This window comes from Pseudomonas sp. Pseusp21 (assembly GCF_059492145.1).
Genome location: NZ_CP168520.1, coordinates 5,842,779 through 5,859,123 on the forward strand (window position 1 = coordinate 5,842,779; position 16,345 = coordinate 5,859,123).

Sequence of the window (16,345 nt, forward strand, 5' to 3'; positions counted from 1 at the left end):
CGACCGCAGACGGGCTGCGGTCGCTGACAGTCGGGCTCAGAGGTCGCGCACTACGCGAAAGCCCAGCCAGTCGCCCTTGCTGGTCGGCCAGCTGCTGTTGCGGTTGCCGGAACGGGAAAACACCGGTGCTTCGCCCCAGTCGTTGCCGCGCATGACCTGGCGTTCGCAGTTTTCCTGCACCCACGGACGGCCGTCACTGGGTACGCCGGAGTAATCCTTGTGATAACAGTCAGCCGTCCATTCGTAGACGTTGCCGTGGGCGTCGTACACGCCAAAGGCGTTGGCCGGGAAGGTGCCGGCCGGTGACGTGAAGTTGTAACCGTCGGCGGCGCCGTAGGTGTTGGCGTGTTTGGAAATCTGGTAGTCGCTGCCTTCGTCGAACGGGAAGGGGAACGATCCGGTGCTGCCGCCACGGGCCGCGTATTCGCGGATCGACTCGCTCGGCAGGCGATAGCGGTGGCCGGACTTTTTCGACAGCCAGTCGATGTAGCCCTGGGCTTCGGCCACGTTCATGCAGACGGCCGGGTCGCGTTTGGTCTGTTTGAACTCGGGCTTGCCGGCGGTGCAGCGGCGACCCGGGCGATCATCGAAGTCGTAGGGCCTGGCGCCGGTCTCGCGGACATATGCGTCCCACTCGCCGACCAGCACCTGAAAGCGGCTGATGGCGAACGGTCGGGTGAAGGTCACTTCGTGTCGCGGGCCTTCGTCGGGTTCACGGCCGACTTCGTCGTCCGGTGTGCCCATGGTGTAACTGCCGGTCGGCAACACCACCATTTCCGGACAGTCCTTGCAGTCCTTGAACACTTTACCGGGTGCCGGCGGGGTGGCTGCCAGGGCGGCGCCCGGCAGCAGGCCCGCGCACAGGGCGGTCAGCGCCAGTGCGGACAATGCCTTGAAGGCGGTTGAGGCGTGAGGCTTTTTCATGAGTCGTCTCTGTTTAAAGTAAAACCGGGGGCGCAGGGCTCAGGCGCGCAGCGTCTTGCCCAGCACATCGAGGAAACGGTCCACTTCGGCTTCAGTGTTGAGCAGACCGGGCGCGGTACGGATCACCGGGCCGACGTCGCGGCTGACGGCATCGCAGACCACGCGGTGTTTCATCAGGCGGGCGGCGATGTCATCGCTGTCACGGCCCTTGACCCGGAAGAAGCTGAAACCGGCGGAGAACTTCGGCTCGACCGGGGTCACCAGCTCGACGCCCGGTTGCTCCTGCAAGCGCTGTTTCAAATAGCTGTTGAGCTGGTGGATGCGGGCTTGCACATCGGCCTTGCCCAGTCGCAGGTGCAGCTTGAACGCTTCGTCCACCGCCCAGCGATGTTCGAAGGCGTGATAGCCGCCGGGCGTCATGGTCTTGGCGAAGGTCGTGGCTTCGGAGAAGGTCGGCACGCTGGGGCTGACGTATTTCACCTCGTCGCTGCGACTGCAGACGATGCCGGTGCCGCGCGGGCCGAACATCCATTTGTGCGTGCCGGCGATGAAGAAGTCGCAGTTCATCTGCGGGAAGCTCAGGTCTTCGACACCGAAGCCGTGCACGCCGTCGACCACGTAAATGATCCGGTCCTTGTCGTCGCGGTTTCGGTTGTGTTCGTCGACGAGGCGGGCAATGTCGGCGATCGGCAGTTTCACGCCGCTGCCCGAATGCACCCAGGTCATGCCGAGGACGCGGGTTTCGGGGCGGATGTTGCGATTGATGGTGTCGAGCACCTGATCCATCGAAACGTTGTGCGGGTTCTCGAACAGCGTGAGCTTGCGCACCCGGGTGCCATCGCGGGCGGTGCGGAAGTCGAGGATGTTGCGGGTGGAGTAATGCTCGTGAACCGTGGTCAGGATTTCCTGGTCCGGGCGCACGTGCACACTGCCGTAGATCATCGCCAGACCTTCGGTGGTGCTGCCGGTGAGGGCGATCTGGCTCGGCCTGGCCTGCAAGTACTGGCCGGCCCAGACCCGCACGTTTTCTTCGCGCTGTTCGGTGACGCCCAGATCCCAGTCCATCGCCAGGCCCGGATTGCGGTCGATGTCCGCACGATGGCGGGCAATGGCTTCGCGCACCGGCCTTGGGTGCGATGTCACCAGAAAGTTGGCGAAGTGGATCGCGTCCGGGTCCTGTTCGAACAGCCCGCGCAGTTTCACCCATTTGTCCTGCGGCGAAGCGGCGGCGCGGGCCGGCTCAGCCAGGCTCACACCCAGAGGCAGAGCGGCGGCCAGTACGCCGGCCTGTTTCAGAAAAGTACGGCGGTCAGTCATGGTCGGGTCGCGTCCTGACGGGAGAGCAGTGCGGGTTTGGCGGCTTTCTGCACCTGATCCCAGACCCGCAGGAAGTTGCCGCCCCACAGCTTGGCGATGTCGGCTTCGGAGTAACCGCGCTGGATCAGTTCGGCGGTGACGTTGCGGATTTCGCCGACGTTCTCCCAACCCTTGATTCCGCCGCCGTCATTGAAGTCCGAAGAGATGCCGACGTGATCGATGCCGATCTTGCGTACGGTGTAGTCGATGGCGTCGCCGAAGTCCTTCAGGGTGGCTTTCGGTTCTTCTTCGAGAATCCCGTACAGGCCGCTGGCGTACTGGCCGAGTTTCTGTTCCGACCAGGCGGTGATGATCGGGTCGCCCGGCATCAACGCCATGGCCAGGTTCGGCAGAGGCGGCAGATCGAAACGGGCGCGCAAGGCATTGAGTTTGTCCTGGGTGCCTTGGGTCAGCGGTTTGAGGTACTGCGAGAAACCGACCACCTGCACCACGCCGCCGCTGTTCTTGATCAGTTGCAGCTCCTTGTCGCTGAGGTTGCGCGGAATGTCCACCGCCGCCCTCGGCGCCGAGTGCGAAGCCACCAGCGGTGTACGGCTCAGTTGCGCGACCTGCTCCAGGCCCTTGGTCGACATCTGCGAGACGTCGATGATCACGCCCAGGTCGTTCAGGCGGTGCACGGCCTGTTTGCCGATATCCGACAGGCCGTCGAGCGCATCCGGGGAATCATTGAAAAACGGCAGCGGGCGCGAGGAGTCTGCCCAGCTGTTGTTGCCGATGTAGCTGAAGCCGAACATGCGCATGCCACGACCGGCCCACAGGTCCAGTTTGCTCAGGTCGTTGCCCAGCGGGTAGGCGTTGAGCATGCTGATGAAAATCGCAAACTTGCCTTCGCCGTGCAGGCGGCGGAAATCGTCGGGGGTGTAGGCGATGCCGACCTGATTGGGGAAGTCGCGCACCAGGCCCGAGATGATCTTGTAGCGCACTTCCTGTTGATTGCGGGCCTCTTCGACGAAACCGTCGGTGGGGCGGTGAGGCGCGTTCGGGCCGTTCCACATTTCCGGCCAGCCGAACACTGTCAGCGCCGCGCCGGACAGCCGTCCACGGTTGGCCTTGATCAGGTCGAACTGCCCGGAGCCGTCCTTGTCGGCTTCATTGCCATGGGTGCCGAAACTCAAGGGCACGGTGATATGGCTGTCGAACGACAGGATCCGTTCCTGCAGTTCGGTGGCCTGTTTCATCACCTTGACCGGGTAGCCGGGGTTGTCCCTGAACCAGTAATCCCAGGCCAGGAAGCCTGCACCGGCGCTGATCGCCAAGGCCAGCGGCAGGCCGATGTATAGAGCCTTTTTCGAACGCGGTTTTGTCATTGCCATCTCATTCAGGTTCGCCGTCGAGGTACAGGCGCAGGGGCCTTTGCTATCTGGGAGGAACGACTGGGGAGGCAAACAATTTAGCGAGGCGGCAAAAGAACGCGCGAACGCGGTCCGGACCTTCGGAGGATCTTTTCGGGCAGGCGATAAATTTGTCGCACCAGCAAACGTTCTAGCTTGGATAAAGCCTGCTTCATGGCTGACACAGGTAGGGCAATGACGATCTCTCGACGCTGGTTCATGGCGGGCATGGCACTCACGGGCGCTGCGCTGCCTGCCGCTTTTTATGCACATCGTGAGCTGACCCGCGAGGAGGAGCCGGTCACGCCGGGCGAGGCCACGGTGGATCTGGCAGACACTGCCGGCCAGCAGTTGGCCGACAACCTGCGCGGTGTCTGGGACATCCGCTTCACGGGCGCCGATGCCGGGCTCGACGGCCTGCCCCGTGAGGGCCTGGAATTGTTTCTCGATATTGCCCAGCGCGGGCGCGGCTTGCGCGGCTGTCTCGACACCGGCGCGCGGTTGCGGAGCGACGGGTTGCCCCGCTATGACGTCATTGGCGATCTGGTCTCGGGTAATGGCGCGCAGCTGTACTGGCGTCTGATGCGCACGGACCAGCCACAGGCGCCGGCGGTCTACGAGCTCGATGTCAAACTGGACGAAGTCTGGGCGGCCTTCGGCAATGCCGGCAGCGGCACGTTCACCGGGCAGGTGCTGCGCCTGGATCGGCCGTTGGGTCTGCCGGAGCTCGATAACCGTTTCATCGCCGTCAAACGCCGTTTCCCCGAGGCTCGTGAGCGAACCGGTCTGAACCCGACGTTGCTGGCGTGGCTGGTGTCGCCCGAGCATCGCCTGTTTCACCAGCTCTGGCATGCCTCGCGGGACAAGTGGCACAAACTGTCCGAGAAAAAACGCGATGCGTTGCGCGGCATCGGCTGGCAACCCGGCCCGCGTTACAAGGAGCGCGATGCGCGCGGTCCGCGCAAGGATCGCAACGGCTCGGGCATCGACTTCTTCTTCATGCACCGGCACATGCTGGGCACTGCACGTTCGATGCAGGACTTGCCGTCCTGGTTGAAATTCCCCGCGCCGCAACCGGAGCTCGAGCGCGATCGTCAGGGTTTTGCCCGCTACTTCGACAACCATGACGGCGACGCCTTGCCACCCACCTGGCTGACCGAAGGCGATGACGAATACACAAAGTGGGTCAGCGACATCAAGTCGGCCGAGACCTACCACAGCAACTTCCAGGTCTGGGAATCGCAGTACACCGATCCGCGCTATCTCTCGAAGCTGACGCTCGGCCAGTTCGGCTCGGAAGTCGAGCTGGGTCTGCACGACTGGCTGCACATGCGCTGGGCGTCGGTCGCCCGTGATCCGTCCAACGATATTCCAGTGCCGATGGCCCGGGATCAGGCTGACTTCGCTGCGCGCTGGTATGCCCCGGAAAACGATTTTCTCGGCGACCCGTTTTCCTCCCATGTGAACCCGGTGTTCTGGCGATTCCATGGCTGGATCGACGACCGCATTGAAGACTGGTATCGCGCTCACGAACGCTTTCATCCTGGTGAAGTGAGCCGTCTGCAAGTCAATGGCGTCCAATGGTTTGCACCGGGGCGCTGGGTCGAGGTCGATGATCCGTGGCTCGGCCCGGACACCCATGGTTGCAGCACCGTTCCGGGCCTTCAGGTGGGGCGTTCGGTGGAGATGGACCCGGAAACCATGAAGCTGGCATTGCGCATCACGTTCGGCGATGAAGACAACATGGCCGACCTGTTCCGCAAAGTGCCGCAGCGACCGTGGTACGCCAGGCACCTGAAGGTCAAGGGTCGGCAGCTCTGAAGGCAAAAAAATCGCAGCGTCGGGCTGCGATTTTTTTTGCCTTGAACAAGGCGCTGTTCAGATGACTTGCCAACCCCCGCCCAGCGCCTTGTACAGCGCAATGCTGGCCTGCAGGCGTGACAGCCGCAGCTGCACGTTCATGTCCTGGGCGGCATACAGCGTGCGTTGAGTCTGCAACACCGTCAGCAGATCCTCGGCGCCGGCCTGATAGCGGCTCTGGGCGATGTCGAACGCGGTCTGTGCCTGGCGCAGTTCCTCGCCTTGCCATTGACGCTGTTCATCGAGGCCGCGAATGCTCGTCAGGGCTTTTTCCACGTCCGCGAAGCCATTGATGATTGCGCCGCGATAGGTCTCCAGCAATTCTTCCTGGCGCGCCGTGGCCTTGTCGCGTTCGGCACGCAGGCGGCCATTGTTGAAGATCGGTGCCACCAGACCTGAGGACAGGTTGTAGAAGGTCGTGCGCAGCAGATCCGATGCGAGGTCCGCGCCGGTGCCGAGGCTGGCGGTCAGCGTGACCTTGGGCAGCATGGCGGCGCGGGCCACGGTCACATCGGCCTGGGCGGCGGCCAGTCTGGCTTCGGCGCTGGCGATGTCCGGGCGCCGTTGCAGCAGATCGCTGGGCACACCACTGGCGATGTCCGGCCATTGCAGTTGGGCGAACGCCTGTCGGGGTGTCGGCAACTCCTGCACCGGATGGCCGAGCAGGGCGGCCAGGGTGATCAGTGCCTCGCGGGCCTGTTGTTGTACCAGCGGCAGTTTGCGTTGTTGTTCGGCGACCAGGCTTTTCTGCTGAGCCAGTTCCAGCGCGGTGGCGCTGCCGGCGTCGTGGCGGGTCTGCACCAGATGCAGAACACTTTGCGCATTGACCAGATTGAGTTCGGCGATCCGCGCCTGTTCGCGCAGCGCCAGGGCCTGGGTGTAGCTGTTGGCGACGGCACTTTGCAGGGTCAGTTCCACCGTTGAACGGTCGAATTCGCTGGCCTGCACACCGAGCACCGCGCTGTCCCGGGCGGCGCGTTTGCCGCCCCAGAAATCGATTTCGTAACTGGCACTCAACTCGGCGTCGTAGTAATCCAGCGAGCGGTTGTCGGGGTTCACGTCGAGCTGGCTGTAGCCTTTGCCGTGCAGGAGTTTCTGCCGATTGGCATTCAGCCCGGCCTTGACTTCGGGCAGCAGCGGCGCGCCGGCGATGGTCGCGCTGGCCTGCGCCTGCCTCACCCGGGCGACTGCGGCGGCCAGGTCATGGCTACCCAGCCGGGCCTGTTCGATCAGATGATCGAGTTCCGTGCTGCCGAAATGCGTCCACCATTGTCGATCGCTTTGGCTGGCGCCGGGATGTTCGGGCGATTGCCAGGCGGGCGGTGGTTGCAGGCCGCTGTCGGGGCGTGGCGCGGGGCTGCCGCACGCCGCCAGCAAAACGCTGGCGGCGAGAAGTGTCAGGTGGGCTTTCATAGGTCGATCATTCACTGGTGAGGGCCTTGACCGGATCGAGCCGGGCGGCCTTGCGGGCAGGCATGAAGCCGAAGATGACACCGGTGGCCAGCGCGCAACCGAAGGCGCCGAACACCGCAATCCACTGGAACGCCATGGCGACGCCGCTGAGTTGCAGCACACCGCCGACCAGCATCGCCAGGCTGATCCCGGCAACGCCGCCGACCACCGAGAGCATCACTGCCTCGGTCAGGAACTGGCGCAGGATGTCGCGCTGACGGGCGCCGGTGGCCATGCGGATGCCGATTTCCCGGGTGCGCTCGCGCACGGTCATGAGCATGATGTTCATCACGCCGATACCGCCCACCAGCAAGGAAATGGCGGCGATCGCGCCGAGCATCAGCGACAGCGTGCCCTGGGTTCGCGCCTCGGCCTGAATCATGGCGGCGTTGTTGGTCAGCTCGAAATCCCTTTTGCCGTTGTGCCGGCGCAGCATCGATTGCTCGATGGCCTGCTCCGCCTCCTTGACCTTGCGGGCGTCCCGCGCGGCGATGACCACATATTCGGGGTTGCGGCTGCCGAACAGGCGCATGCTGGCGGCGGAGTAGGGCACGGCGATCCGGTTGTCACTGTCCGAGTCGCCGGAGCTGGAGCCTTTTTCAGCGAGGACCCCGAGCACCTGGAACGGTACGTTTTCGATCAGGATGTATTGACCGACAGGATCGGCGACATCCTTGAGCAGTTTGTCGCGAACCTTGGTGCCGATCACCGCCACGGCAGCGGCGCTGTCTTCGTCGGCTTGCGTGAAGTAGCTGCCCTGAACCACCGGCCAATTGAAAATGGTCGGAAAGTTGGTGTCATTGCCGCCCACATAGCTGGTGTGGTCGGCATTGCCGAAGCGCACGCCGGCGGTCGAGCCGTTGACCGGCATGATGCGTTCCACCTGGGGCAGGGCGGCTAGTTCGGCGACGTCATCGAGGGTGATGATGCCCGGTGGCGTGCGCGGGTTGGGGGCAGCGCCGCTGAGATAAATGATGTTGGAGCCGAAGGCGCCCATTTGCGCCATCACCTGGCGCTTGCTGCCTTCGCCCACCGCCAGCATCACCACCACAGACGCGACGCCGATGACGATGCCCAGCAGGGTCAGCGCGGTGCGGAAGCGGTTGACCCACATCACTCGCCACGCCGCTTGCACGGCGTCCACCAATTCGCCTTTCCAGGCGCCGGTCTGGGTGCTGCCGGTGTTCAGACGCTCGCGCAGATCCATGGCCTGCAATGCGCCGGAACCGACGGCGGGCAAGGGGGGCGATGACGGATCGGCGGTGTCGCTGATGATCATGCCGTCGCGGATTTCGATGATGCGCTTGGCACGTTGCGCGACCTCGCGGTCGTGGGTGATGAGAATCACCACATGGCCCTGATCTGCCAGTTCATCGAGCAGGGTCATGACCTCGGCACCGCTGTGGCTGTCGAGCGCACCGGTGGGTTCGTCGGCGAGAATGATATGACCGCCATTCATCAGCGCACGGGCAATCGACACCCGCTGCTGTTGCCCGCCGGAGAGTTGGTGCGGGCGATTGGCAGTGCGGCCGGCAAGGCCCAGGCGAGTCAGCAGCGCGTGGGCCCGGGCGTGGCGTTCGGCGGCCGGTGTGCCTGCGTAAATGGCCGGCATTTCGACGTTTTCCTGGGCCGAGCCGGACGGAATCAGGTGATAGCCCTGGAACACGAAGCCGAACGCCTCGCGTCGCAGCCAGGCCAGAGCGTCGGTGTCCAGCCGCGCGACCTCTTCACCGGCAAACAGGTATTCGCCGCTGGTCGGTCGGTCGAGGCAGCCGAGGATGTTCATCAGTGTCGACTTGCCGGAACCGGAGGCGCCGACGATCGCCACGAATTCGCCGGCATGAATCGACAGATCAATGCCGCGCAGCACTTCCACCCGCGGACTGTCGCCACCGCCATAGGCTTTGCGGATCTGCCGCAGGTCAATCAGGGGCGTTTGCATTCAGCCTCCGTTGCCGGTGGCCGGGCTGCTCAGGACATGATCGCCTTCGACAAGCCCTTCAAGAATCTGCGTGCGCAAGCGGTCGCGGATGCCGGTGCGCACTTCCCGGGATTGAACCTCGCCATTGGCGGCGACCACCTGCGCCAGTTGCCAGTCCGCGCGAGCGCTGCGTTGCAGGGCGGCGGTGGGCACGGTCAGGGTGTTTTGTGCCTGTTGCGAAACGAAGAACACCTGGGCGGTCATGTCGGTCATCAGGGTGTTATCGGCGTTATCGACATCCAGCAATACCGTGTAAAGCACCACCCGTTCGCTACCACTGCGACCGCTGGTGGGGCTGGCGCCCTGGCTCTGTTCCAGCGGACGCGGCGGCACCGGCAGGATCTGCCGTACGGTGCTGCTCCAGCGCCGGCTGCCGCCGCTGAGGGTGGTGAAGTAAGCGGTCATGCCCGGTTTGACGTGACCGATGTCGGCTTCGGAGACCTCGGCCCATACGGTCATCGGAGAGAGCCGCGCGATCCGCAGAATCAGCGGGGTCTGCTGTTGCGCGTTGAGTGTCTGGCCTTCCCGGGCGCCTACTGCCACCACCGTGCCGGACATCGGCGCATAGATGCGTGTGTAACCGAGCTCGGCTTCGTCGCTGCGCAAACTGGCCTGCGCCTGGCGGATCTGCGCCTGGAACATGTCGATGCGGGCCTGCGTGGCGCGCACTTCGGCCCGGGCGGTCTGGACGTCTTCCTCGCGGGTGGCGCCGCCGGCGGCGAGTTTTTGCTGGCGCTGGTACTTTTGCTGCGCCAGCTCATGCTGGGCACGTTGTTCCTGCAACTGCGCCTTGAGGTTCTCGATGGAGAACCGGCCTGCGTCGAGCTTGGCCTTTTGCGTGGACGGGTCGATTTCCACCAGCAACTGGCCTTCCTTGACCACATCGCCGGCCTCGACATGAATTTTCTGGATCTGCCCTGACGCCTGGGCGCCCACATCCACATAGCGCCTCGGTTGCAGGGTGCCGAGTGCGGTCACGCTGTTTTCGATATCGCCGCGTGTCACTTGAACAGTGGCGAGGGTCTCACGGCCCGGCGGCAATACCTGCCACGCGGCAACGGCGATGACAGGGATCAGGCAGAGGGCAACGAACAGGGCGCGTCGGGCGGGGCGGGGACGTTTCATGCAGGGTTCCGGCCAGTGGAATTCGGCCCGTCGTTCAGCAGGTGAACAGGTTCGGTCGGTCGCTGAACGCTGTCGCAAGGCACGACAGACACGGGGAGCTGTCCTGTAAACGATGAATGCGCAAGGGAATTTAAGTGCTCACACACGAAGTTACAGGTTGCCCGGCAGGACTATTTGTCTGGTGAAGAGAATCACTACTTTAAATCTATATGAGAATTACTATAAATTACGCCCTTCAAGTTGCCACTATCATGCTACTGCCTCCAGTGCAGTCAGGATCGGGCTCAAGGACAGAAACCGCACCCCTTGCGGCCGGGAGTCATGTTGGAAAACTACTATCGCGAATTGGTGTGTTTCCTGAACGCCAAGCTCGGCAACCGCCAGGTCGCCGAAGATGTGGTGCATGACGCTTATGTACGGGTTCTGGAGCGTTCCAGCGACACGCCGATCGAGCAACCCCGGGCTTTCCTCTACCGCACCGCGCTCAATCTGGTAATCGACGACCATCGGCGCAATGCCCTGCGTCAGGTCGAATCGCTGGAAGTACTCGACAGCGAAGAGCGCTATTTCACGCCGTCCCCCCACAACACGTTCGATCACGGTCAGCGACTGGAGATGCTCCAGCGTGCCCTGGCAGAACTTTCGCCGCTGTGCCGCGAAAGTTTTCTGTTGCGCAAGATCGAAGGTCTGTCGCATCCCGAAATCGCGCAGCACCTCGGGATTTCCAAGGCTCTGGTGGAAAAGCACATCGTCAACGCCATGAAACATTGCCGCCTGCGCATCAAGCAATGGGATGTCCATTGAGCTACCGGCGTTAAATTTTTTTTCACTGTCCTCGTTCCTACTCAACAGACGATCTGCTGTCCTGCTCAAGGCCGGTCAGGTCACTCAGGCTTTTCGTCCCCGCTGGTTCGGGGTTCCTCCAGAGGACACTGGAAATGACACAGGCAATTGCATCGCCCATCGTTCACGACCTGATCGGCGTCGGTTTCGGCCCTTCGAACCTGGCGCTGGCCATCGCTCTGCAAGAGCGCGGCCCGACCCAGGGCGAGCTGGATGTGCTGTTCCTCGACAAACAACCCCACTACAGCTGGCACGGCAACACCCTGTCGACCCAGAGCGAGTTGCAGATTTCCTTTCTCAAGGATCTGGTCACCCTGCGCAATCCGACCAGCCCGTACTCGTTCGTCAACTACCTCAAGCACCACGGCCGTCTGGTGGACTTCATCAACCTCGGCACCTTCTATCCGTGCCGCATGGAGTACAACGACTACCTGCGCTGGGTGGCCGGGCAGTTCACCGAACAGAGCCGCTACGGTGAAGAAGTGCTGACCATCGAGCCGGTGCTGCACAACCATCAGGTCGAAGCGCTGCGGGTGATTTCCCGTGATACCGAAGGCCAGCAGTTTGTGCGTACTGCGCGTTCGGTGGTGGTCAGCGCCGGCGGCACGCCACGCATTCCCGAAGCGTTCAAGGCGTTGAAGGGCGACGGTCGGGTGTTCCATCACTCGCAATACCTGGCCGAGATGGCCAAGCAGCCGTGCATCAACAACCAGCCAATGAGCATTGCGATCATCGGTGGCGGCCAGAGCGCGGCGGAAGCCTTCATCGACCTGAACGATTCGTTCCCGTCGGTGCAGGTCGACATGATCCTGCGCGGCTCGGCCCTGAAACCGGCGGACGACAGCCCGTTCGTCAACGAAGTGTTCTCGCCGGAATTCACCGACCTGATCTTCCAGCAGAAGAGCAGCGAGCGTGAGCGTCTGGTCAACGAGTACCACAACACCAACTACTCGGTGGTCGACATCGACCTGATCGAGCGCATCTACGGCATCTTCTATCGTCAGAAAGTCTCCGGCGTCGCACGTCATGCGTTCCGCACTCTGACTACGGTCGAGAAAGCCACTGCCACCGAACACGGCATTGAACTGACCGTGCGCAACAATGCCACCGGCGAAGTCACCGTGCGTACCTACGATGCAGTCGTGCTGGCCACCGGTTACGAGCGTCAGATGCACCGCAAACTGCTGGCGCCGCTGGAAGAATACCTGGGCGACTTCGAGGTCGATCGCAATTACCGGTTGATCACCGACGAGCGCTGCAAGGCCGGTCTGTACATGCAGGGCTTCTGCCAGGCCAGTCATGGTCTGAGCGATACGCTGCTGTCGATCCTGCCGATCCGCGCGGACGAGATTGCCGGCTCGCTGTATGAGCATGGCAAAAACCGCGGGCACAGCCGTTCGGTGATGGATCTGTTGCTGGCGACTGCCAGCTAAGTATCCTTTCAGCCTCCACACTGATCGTTCCCACGCAGAGCGTGGGAACGATCTCGGAGGGAGCGATCTCGGGGGCAATCCTGAACCCTTCCTGAACACCCGCCACATTCCCCGACACGCTTCCTTTTGCGGGTTTACTCTCCTGAAATCGGGGCGTAAGCTTCGCGCGTTTTCATCAATAGCGGAGACCCACAGTGGGTACTTGTTCGAGTGACAGTTGTCGGCCGGTCCTTGTAACCGGCGGATTCTCGGCAAGATAACGCGCATTTTTTTGTGCCGTTGTCTCGCCGAACAGCGAGCAGCGGCATCCCGATCATGACCGGTCCCGGTCATGTCCCGACGTCCTTCTCATCGACACTGAAAAGCCTGTGAAGTCGACTTCATCGTCGTCATTGCAGCCCTATCGACACGCCTGTCTTTTCTGACCGGCGCGCCACGCCTTGCCGTGCCGGTTTTCCGGTGCCCGGGACGAGGACGTACCTGCTCGACGGTTTCCCGGCTGACCATAGGGGCAACAGCCATGAAACTTACGCTCAAGGAATTTTTCGCAGGCTTCCTGCGGACCCGTCACATCGCCCGGCACTTCCGTCGCCTGGCCTTGCTGGAAACCCTCAGCGACACCACGGTCAGCCGTGAAGTGCCGCCCACCCTCGCCAACACGCTGGTGGACGCCGCCCATTGCGACAGCGGCGTGCTGTTGTCGAAACTCGGCACCCACACTGATGGCCTCACCGATTTCGAAGTCGATGTGCTGCGTGCGCAGCACGGCCTCAACGAAGTCGAACACGAGCAACCGCTGCCGTGGTGGACCCACCTGTGGCACTGCTACAAGAACCCTTTCAACCTGCTGCTGACCCTGTTGGCGGTGATCTCGTGGCTGACCGAAGACCTCAAGGCCGCGATCGTGATTTTCTCGATGGTGGTGCTCTCGACGCTGCTGCGCTTCTGGCAGGAAAGCAAATCCAACCAGGCCGCCGACGCGCTCAAGGCGATGGTCAGCAACACCGCCACCGTGCTGCGCCGGGATGCGCCGCGTGCTGAATTGCCGATCAAGCAACTGGTGCCAGGTGATCTGATCGTGCTGTCGGCCGGCGACATGATTCCCGCCGATTGCCGGGTGCTCAGCGCCAAGGACCTGTTCGTCAGCCAGGCAGCGATGACCGGCGAATCGATGCCGGTGGAGAAATTCCCGCGTCAGGCCGATCGTGACACGCGCAATCCGCTGGAGCTCGACAACATCCTGTTCATGGGCACCAACGTGGTGTCCGGCACGGCGGTGGCGGTGATTCTCACTACCGGCAACAGCACCTATTTCGGTGCACTGGCGCAGCGGGTCGGGGCGACTGATCGCGCGGTGACTTCGTTCCAGCAAGGGGTGAACAAAGTCAGCTGGCTGCTGATCCGCTTCATGTTCGTCATGGCGCCGCTGGTGTTGTTCATCAACGGTTTCACCAAGGGCGACTGGACCGAAGCGCTGCTGTTCGCGCTGTCGATTGCCGTGGGCCTGACCCCGGAAATGCTGCCGATGATCGTCACCTCGACGCTGGCCAAGGGCGCGGTGTTCCTGTCGCGCAAGAAAGTCATCGTCAAACGCCTGGATGCGATTCAGAACTTCGGTGCCATGGACGTGCTGTGCACCGACAAGACCGGCACACTGACCCAGGACAAGATTTTCCTGGCGCGTAACGTCGACGTCTGGGGCGAAGACTCCGACGACGTGCTGGAAATGGCTTACCTCAACAGCTACTACCAGACCGGCCTGAAAAACCTGCTCGACGTGGCGGTGCTGGAACACGTGGAAATCCACCGTGAGCTGAAGGTCGGCACGGCGTTTCGCAAGGTCGACGAGATCCCGTTCGATTTCAATCGCCGGCGGATGTCGGTGGTGGTGGAAGGGCGCGGCCAGCCGCATCAGCTGATCTGCAAGGGCGCGGTGGAAGAAGTGCTGGCGGTGTGCAGCCGGGTGCGTCACGGTGAAGTCGACGAAGCCTTGAGCGATGAATTGCTGGCGAAAATTCGTCAGGTCACAGCAGCATTCAACGCTGAAGGCTTGCGCGTGGTCGCGGTGGCGGCACGGTCGATGCCGCAGGGGCGCGACACTTACAGCCTGAGCGACGAGCAGGAACTGACGCTGATCGGTTACGTGGCGTTTCTCGATCCGCCGAAGGAAAGCACCGCCCCGGCACTCAAGGCCCTGGCCGAACACGGCGTGGCCGTGAAAGTGCTGACCGGCGACAACGAGCTGGTGACCGCCAAGATCTGCCGCGAAGTGGGCCTGGCCCAGCAAGGCCTGCTGATGGGCAACGACATCGAGCGCATGAGCGACGCTGAACTGGCCGTGGCGGTGGAAACCACCAACGTGTTTGCCAAGCTGACCCCGTCGCACAAGGAACGCATCGTGCGCATCCTCAAGGGCAACGGCCACGTGGTCGGGTTCATGGGCGACGGTATCAACGACGCCCCGGCGCTACGCACCGCAGACATCGGGATTTCGGTGGACAGCGCGGTGGACATCGCCAAGGAAGCGGCCGACATCATCCTGCTGGAAAAGAGCCTGATGGTGCTGGAGGAGGGCGTGCTGGAAGGGCGTCGGACCTTCGCCAACATGCTCAAGTACATCAAGATGACCGCCAGCTCGAACTTCGGCAACGTGTTCTCGGTGCTGGTCGCCAGTGCGTTCATTCCGTTCCTGCCGATGCTGCCGATGCACCTGCTGGTGCAGAACCTGCTGTATGACATTTCGCAGATCGCGATCCCGTTCGACAACGTCGACGACGAGATGCTGAAACAGCCACAACGCTGGCAGCCGGGGGATGTCGGGCGCTTCATGCTGTTCTTCGGTCCGATCAGTTCGATCTTCGACATCACAACGTTCGCCTTGATGTGGTACGTGTTCGATGCCAACACTCCGGATCACCAGACCCTGTTCCAGTCCGGCTGGTTCGTGGTGGGGCTGCTGACCCAGACGCTGATCGTGCACATGATCCGCACGCCGAAGATTCCGTTCCTGCAAAGCCGCGCGGCCATGCCGTTGCTGGTGATGACCGGGATCATCATGGCCGTGGGCATCTTCCTGCCGATGGGGCCGCTGGCGCACTACTTCAAATTGCAGGCGCTGCCGTCGATGTACTTCGTGTTCCTGCCGGTGATCCTGCTGGCGTACATGGCACTGACCCAGGCCGTCAAAGGCTTCTACATCCGCCGCTTTGGCTGGCAGTAACAGGCAAGAATTCCCCCCTTGTGGGAGCGAGGGGGGCGGTTTCAAGGAGCTTCACATGCAAGCGATCAACAATCTCAACCTCAGCTCATTGCTCGACACTTTGGTCAGCCTCAGCGCGGCGTTCATCCTCGGCGGCCTGATCGGCTTCGAACGCCAGTACCGGCAACGCACGGCGGGCTTGCGCACCAATGTGCTGGTGGCGGTCGGCGCGGCGATTTTCGTCGACATGGCCAACCGTCTCGCCGGGGCCGAAGGCGCGGTGCGGGTGGTCGCGTATGTGGTCTCCGGCATCGGCTTTCTCGGTGCCGGGGTGATCATGCGCGAAGAGGGCAACGTGCGCGGGCTCAATACCGCCGCCACGCTCTGGACCTCGGCGGCCGTCGGCGCCTGCGCCGGTGCCGACCTGCTGGCCGAAGCGGTGCTGGGCACCTTGTTCGTGCTGGCCGCCAATACCTTGTTGCGGCCGATCGTCAACAACATCAACCGTCAGCCGCTGGACGTGGTCTCGGCGGAAGTCACCAACATTGTTTATGTCATCGCCCGGCGTTCGCAGCAGAAAGCCGTGTTCGCCTTGCTCGAGGCCGAGCTGGAACGCAGCAATTACCCGGCCAGCGATGTCGATGTACATGCCTTCGGTGCCGATGAAATCGAGATCGAAGCGACGCTGGCCACCACCTCGGTGGACGGTGATGAACTGGATGCGCTGGTGGCGCGAATCTCGACGTCGACGCTGGTGGTGCAGGCGTTCTGGAGTCCGAGCACCACGGAGTAACTTTTTCAATCCCGATGAGTGACCGTG

General features: G+C 62.7%; 11 protein-coding genes. 5 read left to right on the forward strand and 6 right to left on the reverse strand.

Annotated features, from left to right (window positions below):
- Positions 1-36 precede the first annotated feature (36 nt).
- Genes pvdO through pvdM form a run of 3 tightly spaced genes read right to left on the reverse strand, consistent with a single transcriptional unit; the run spans position 37 to position 3,608 of the window.
- The gene (gene pvdO, locus ACEN93_RS26525; protein WP_495610698.1) at positions 37-924 is read right to left on the reverse strand and encodes a dihydropyoverdine dehydrogenase; all 888 of its coding nucleotides are present in this window, start codon (positions 922-924) and stop codon (positions 37-39) included.
- Between the two features lie 39 nt (positions 925-963).
- Entirely contained in the window at positions 964-2,241 is a 1,278-nt protein-coding gene (gene pvdN, locus ACEN93_RS26530; protein WP_495610699.1) for a pyoverdine-tailoring periplasmic protein PvdN, read from the reverse strand.
- Positions 2,238-3,608, reverse strand: a complete 1,371-nt coding sequence (gene pvdM / locus ACEN93_RS26535; RefSeq protein ID WP_039770100.1) for a pyoverdine-tailoring dipeptidase-like protein PvdM — start codon at positions 3,606-3,608, stop codon at positions 2,238-2,240. Before pvdM ends, pvdN begins: the two co-directional genes overlap by 4 nt.
- A gap of 219 nt (positions 3,609-3,827) precedes the next feature.
- On the opposite strand from pvdM, the gene pvdP reads away from it, so the two are divergent.
- A complete protein-coding gene (pvdP, locus tag ACEN93_RS26540) occupies positions 3,828-5,453 on the forward strand; it encodes a pyoverdine maturation tyrosinase PvdP (RefSeq protein WP_495610700.1) in 1,626 nt (541 codons plus the stop codon).
- Positions 5,454-5,510: 57 nt separating this feature from the next.
- Here the strand turns inward: pvdP and ACEN93_RS26545 are convergent, their stop codons facing one another.
- From ACEN93_RS26545 to ACEN93_RS26555, 3 genes are read right to left on the reverse strand one after another with little or no spacing between them, the layout of a single operon-like run.
- Positions 5,511-6,905 carry an efflux transporter outer membrane subunit gene (locus ACEN93_RS26545; protein WP_103386379.1) on the reverse strand — a complete coding sequence of 465 codons (1,395 nt, stop codon included), beginning with the start codon at positions 6,903-6,905 and terminating at the stop codon, positions 5,511-5,513.
- A gap of 7 nt (positions 6,906-6,912) precedes the next feature.
- Positions 6,913-8,886: a MacB family efflux pump subunit gene (locus ACEN93_RS26550; RefSeq protein WP_495610701.1), complete on the reverse strand. Its 1,974-nt coding sequence runs from the start codon at positions 8,884-8,886 to the stop codon at positions 6,913-6,915.
- A complete protein-coding gene (locus ACEN93_RS26555) occupies positions 8,887-10,050 on the reverse strand; it encodes an efflux RND transporter periplasmic adaptor subunit (protein ID WP_210709325.1) in 1,164 nt (387 codons plus the stop codon).
- Between the two features lie 321 nt (positions 10,051-10,371).
- Between ACEN93_RS26555 and ACEN93_RS26560 the strand changes: the two genes are divergently transcribed.
- From ACEN93_RS26560 to ACEN93_RS26575, 4 genes are all read left to right on the forward strand, one after another.
- Entirely contained in the window at positions 10,372-10,854 is a 483-nt protein-coding gene (locus ACEN93_RS26560) for a sigma-70 family RNA polymerase sigma factor (protein WP_039770110.1), read from the forward strand.
- A gap of 134 nt (positions 10,855-10,988) precedes the next feature.
- Positions 10,989-12,326 carry a lysine N(6)-hydroxylase/L-ornithine N(5)-oxygenase family protein gene (locus ACEN93_RS26565; RefSeq protein ID WP_495610702.1) on the forward strand — a complete coding sequence of 446 codons (1,338 nt, stop codon included), beginning with the start codon at positions 10,989-10,991 and terminating at the stop codon, positions 12,324-12,326.
- 520 nt (positions 12,327-12,846) lie between these two features.
- Positions 12,847-15,546: a magnesium-translocating P-type ATPase gene (mgtA, locus tag ACEN93_RS26570; protein WP_495610703.1), complete on the forward strand. Its 2,700-nt coding sequence runs from the start codon at positions 12,847-12,849 to the stop codon at positions 15,544-15,546.
- A 55-nt stretch (positions 15,547-15,601) separates the two neighbouring features.
- The gene (locus tag ACEN93_RS26575; protein ID WP_085612851.1) at positions 15,602-16,318 is read left to right on the forward strand and encodes an MgtC/SapB family protein; all 717 of its coding nucleotides are present in this window, start codon (positions 15,602-15,604) and stop codon (positions 16,316-16,318) included.
- Positions 16,319-16,345: the final 27 nt, after the last annotated feature.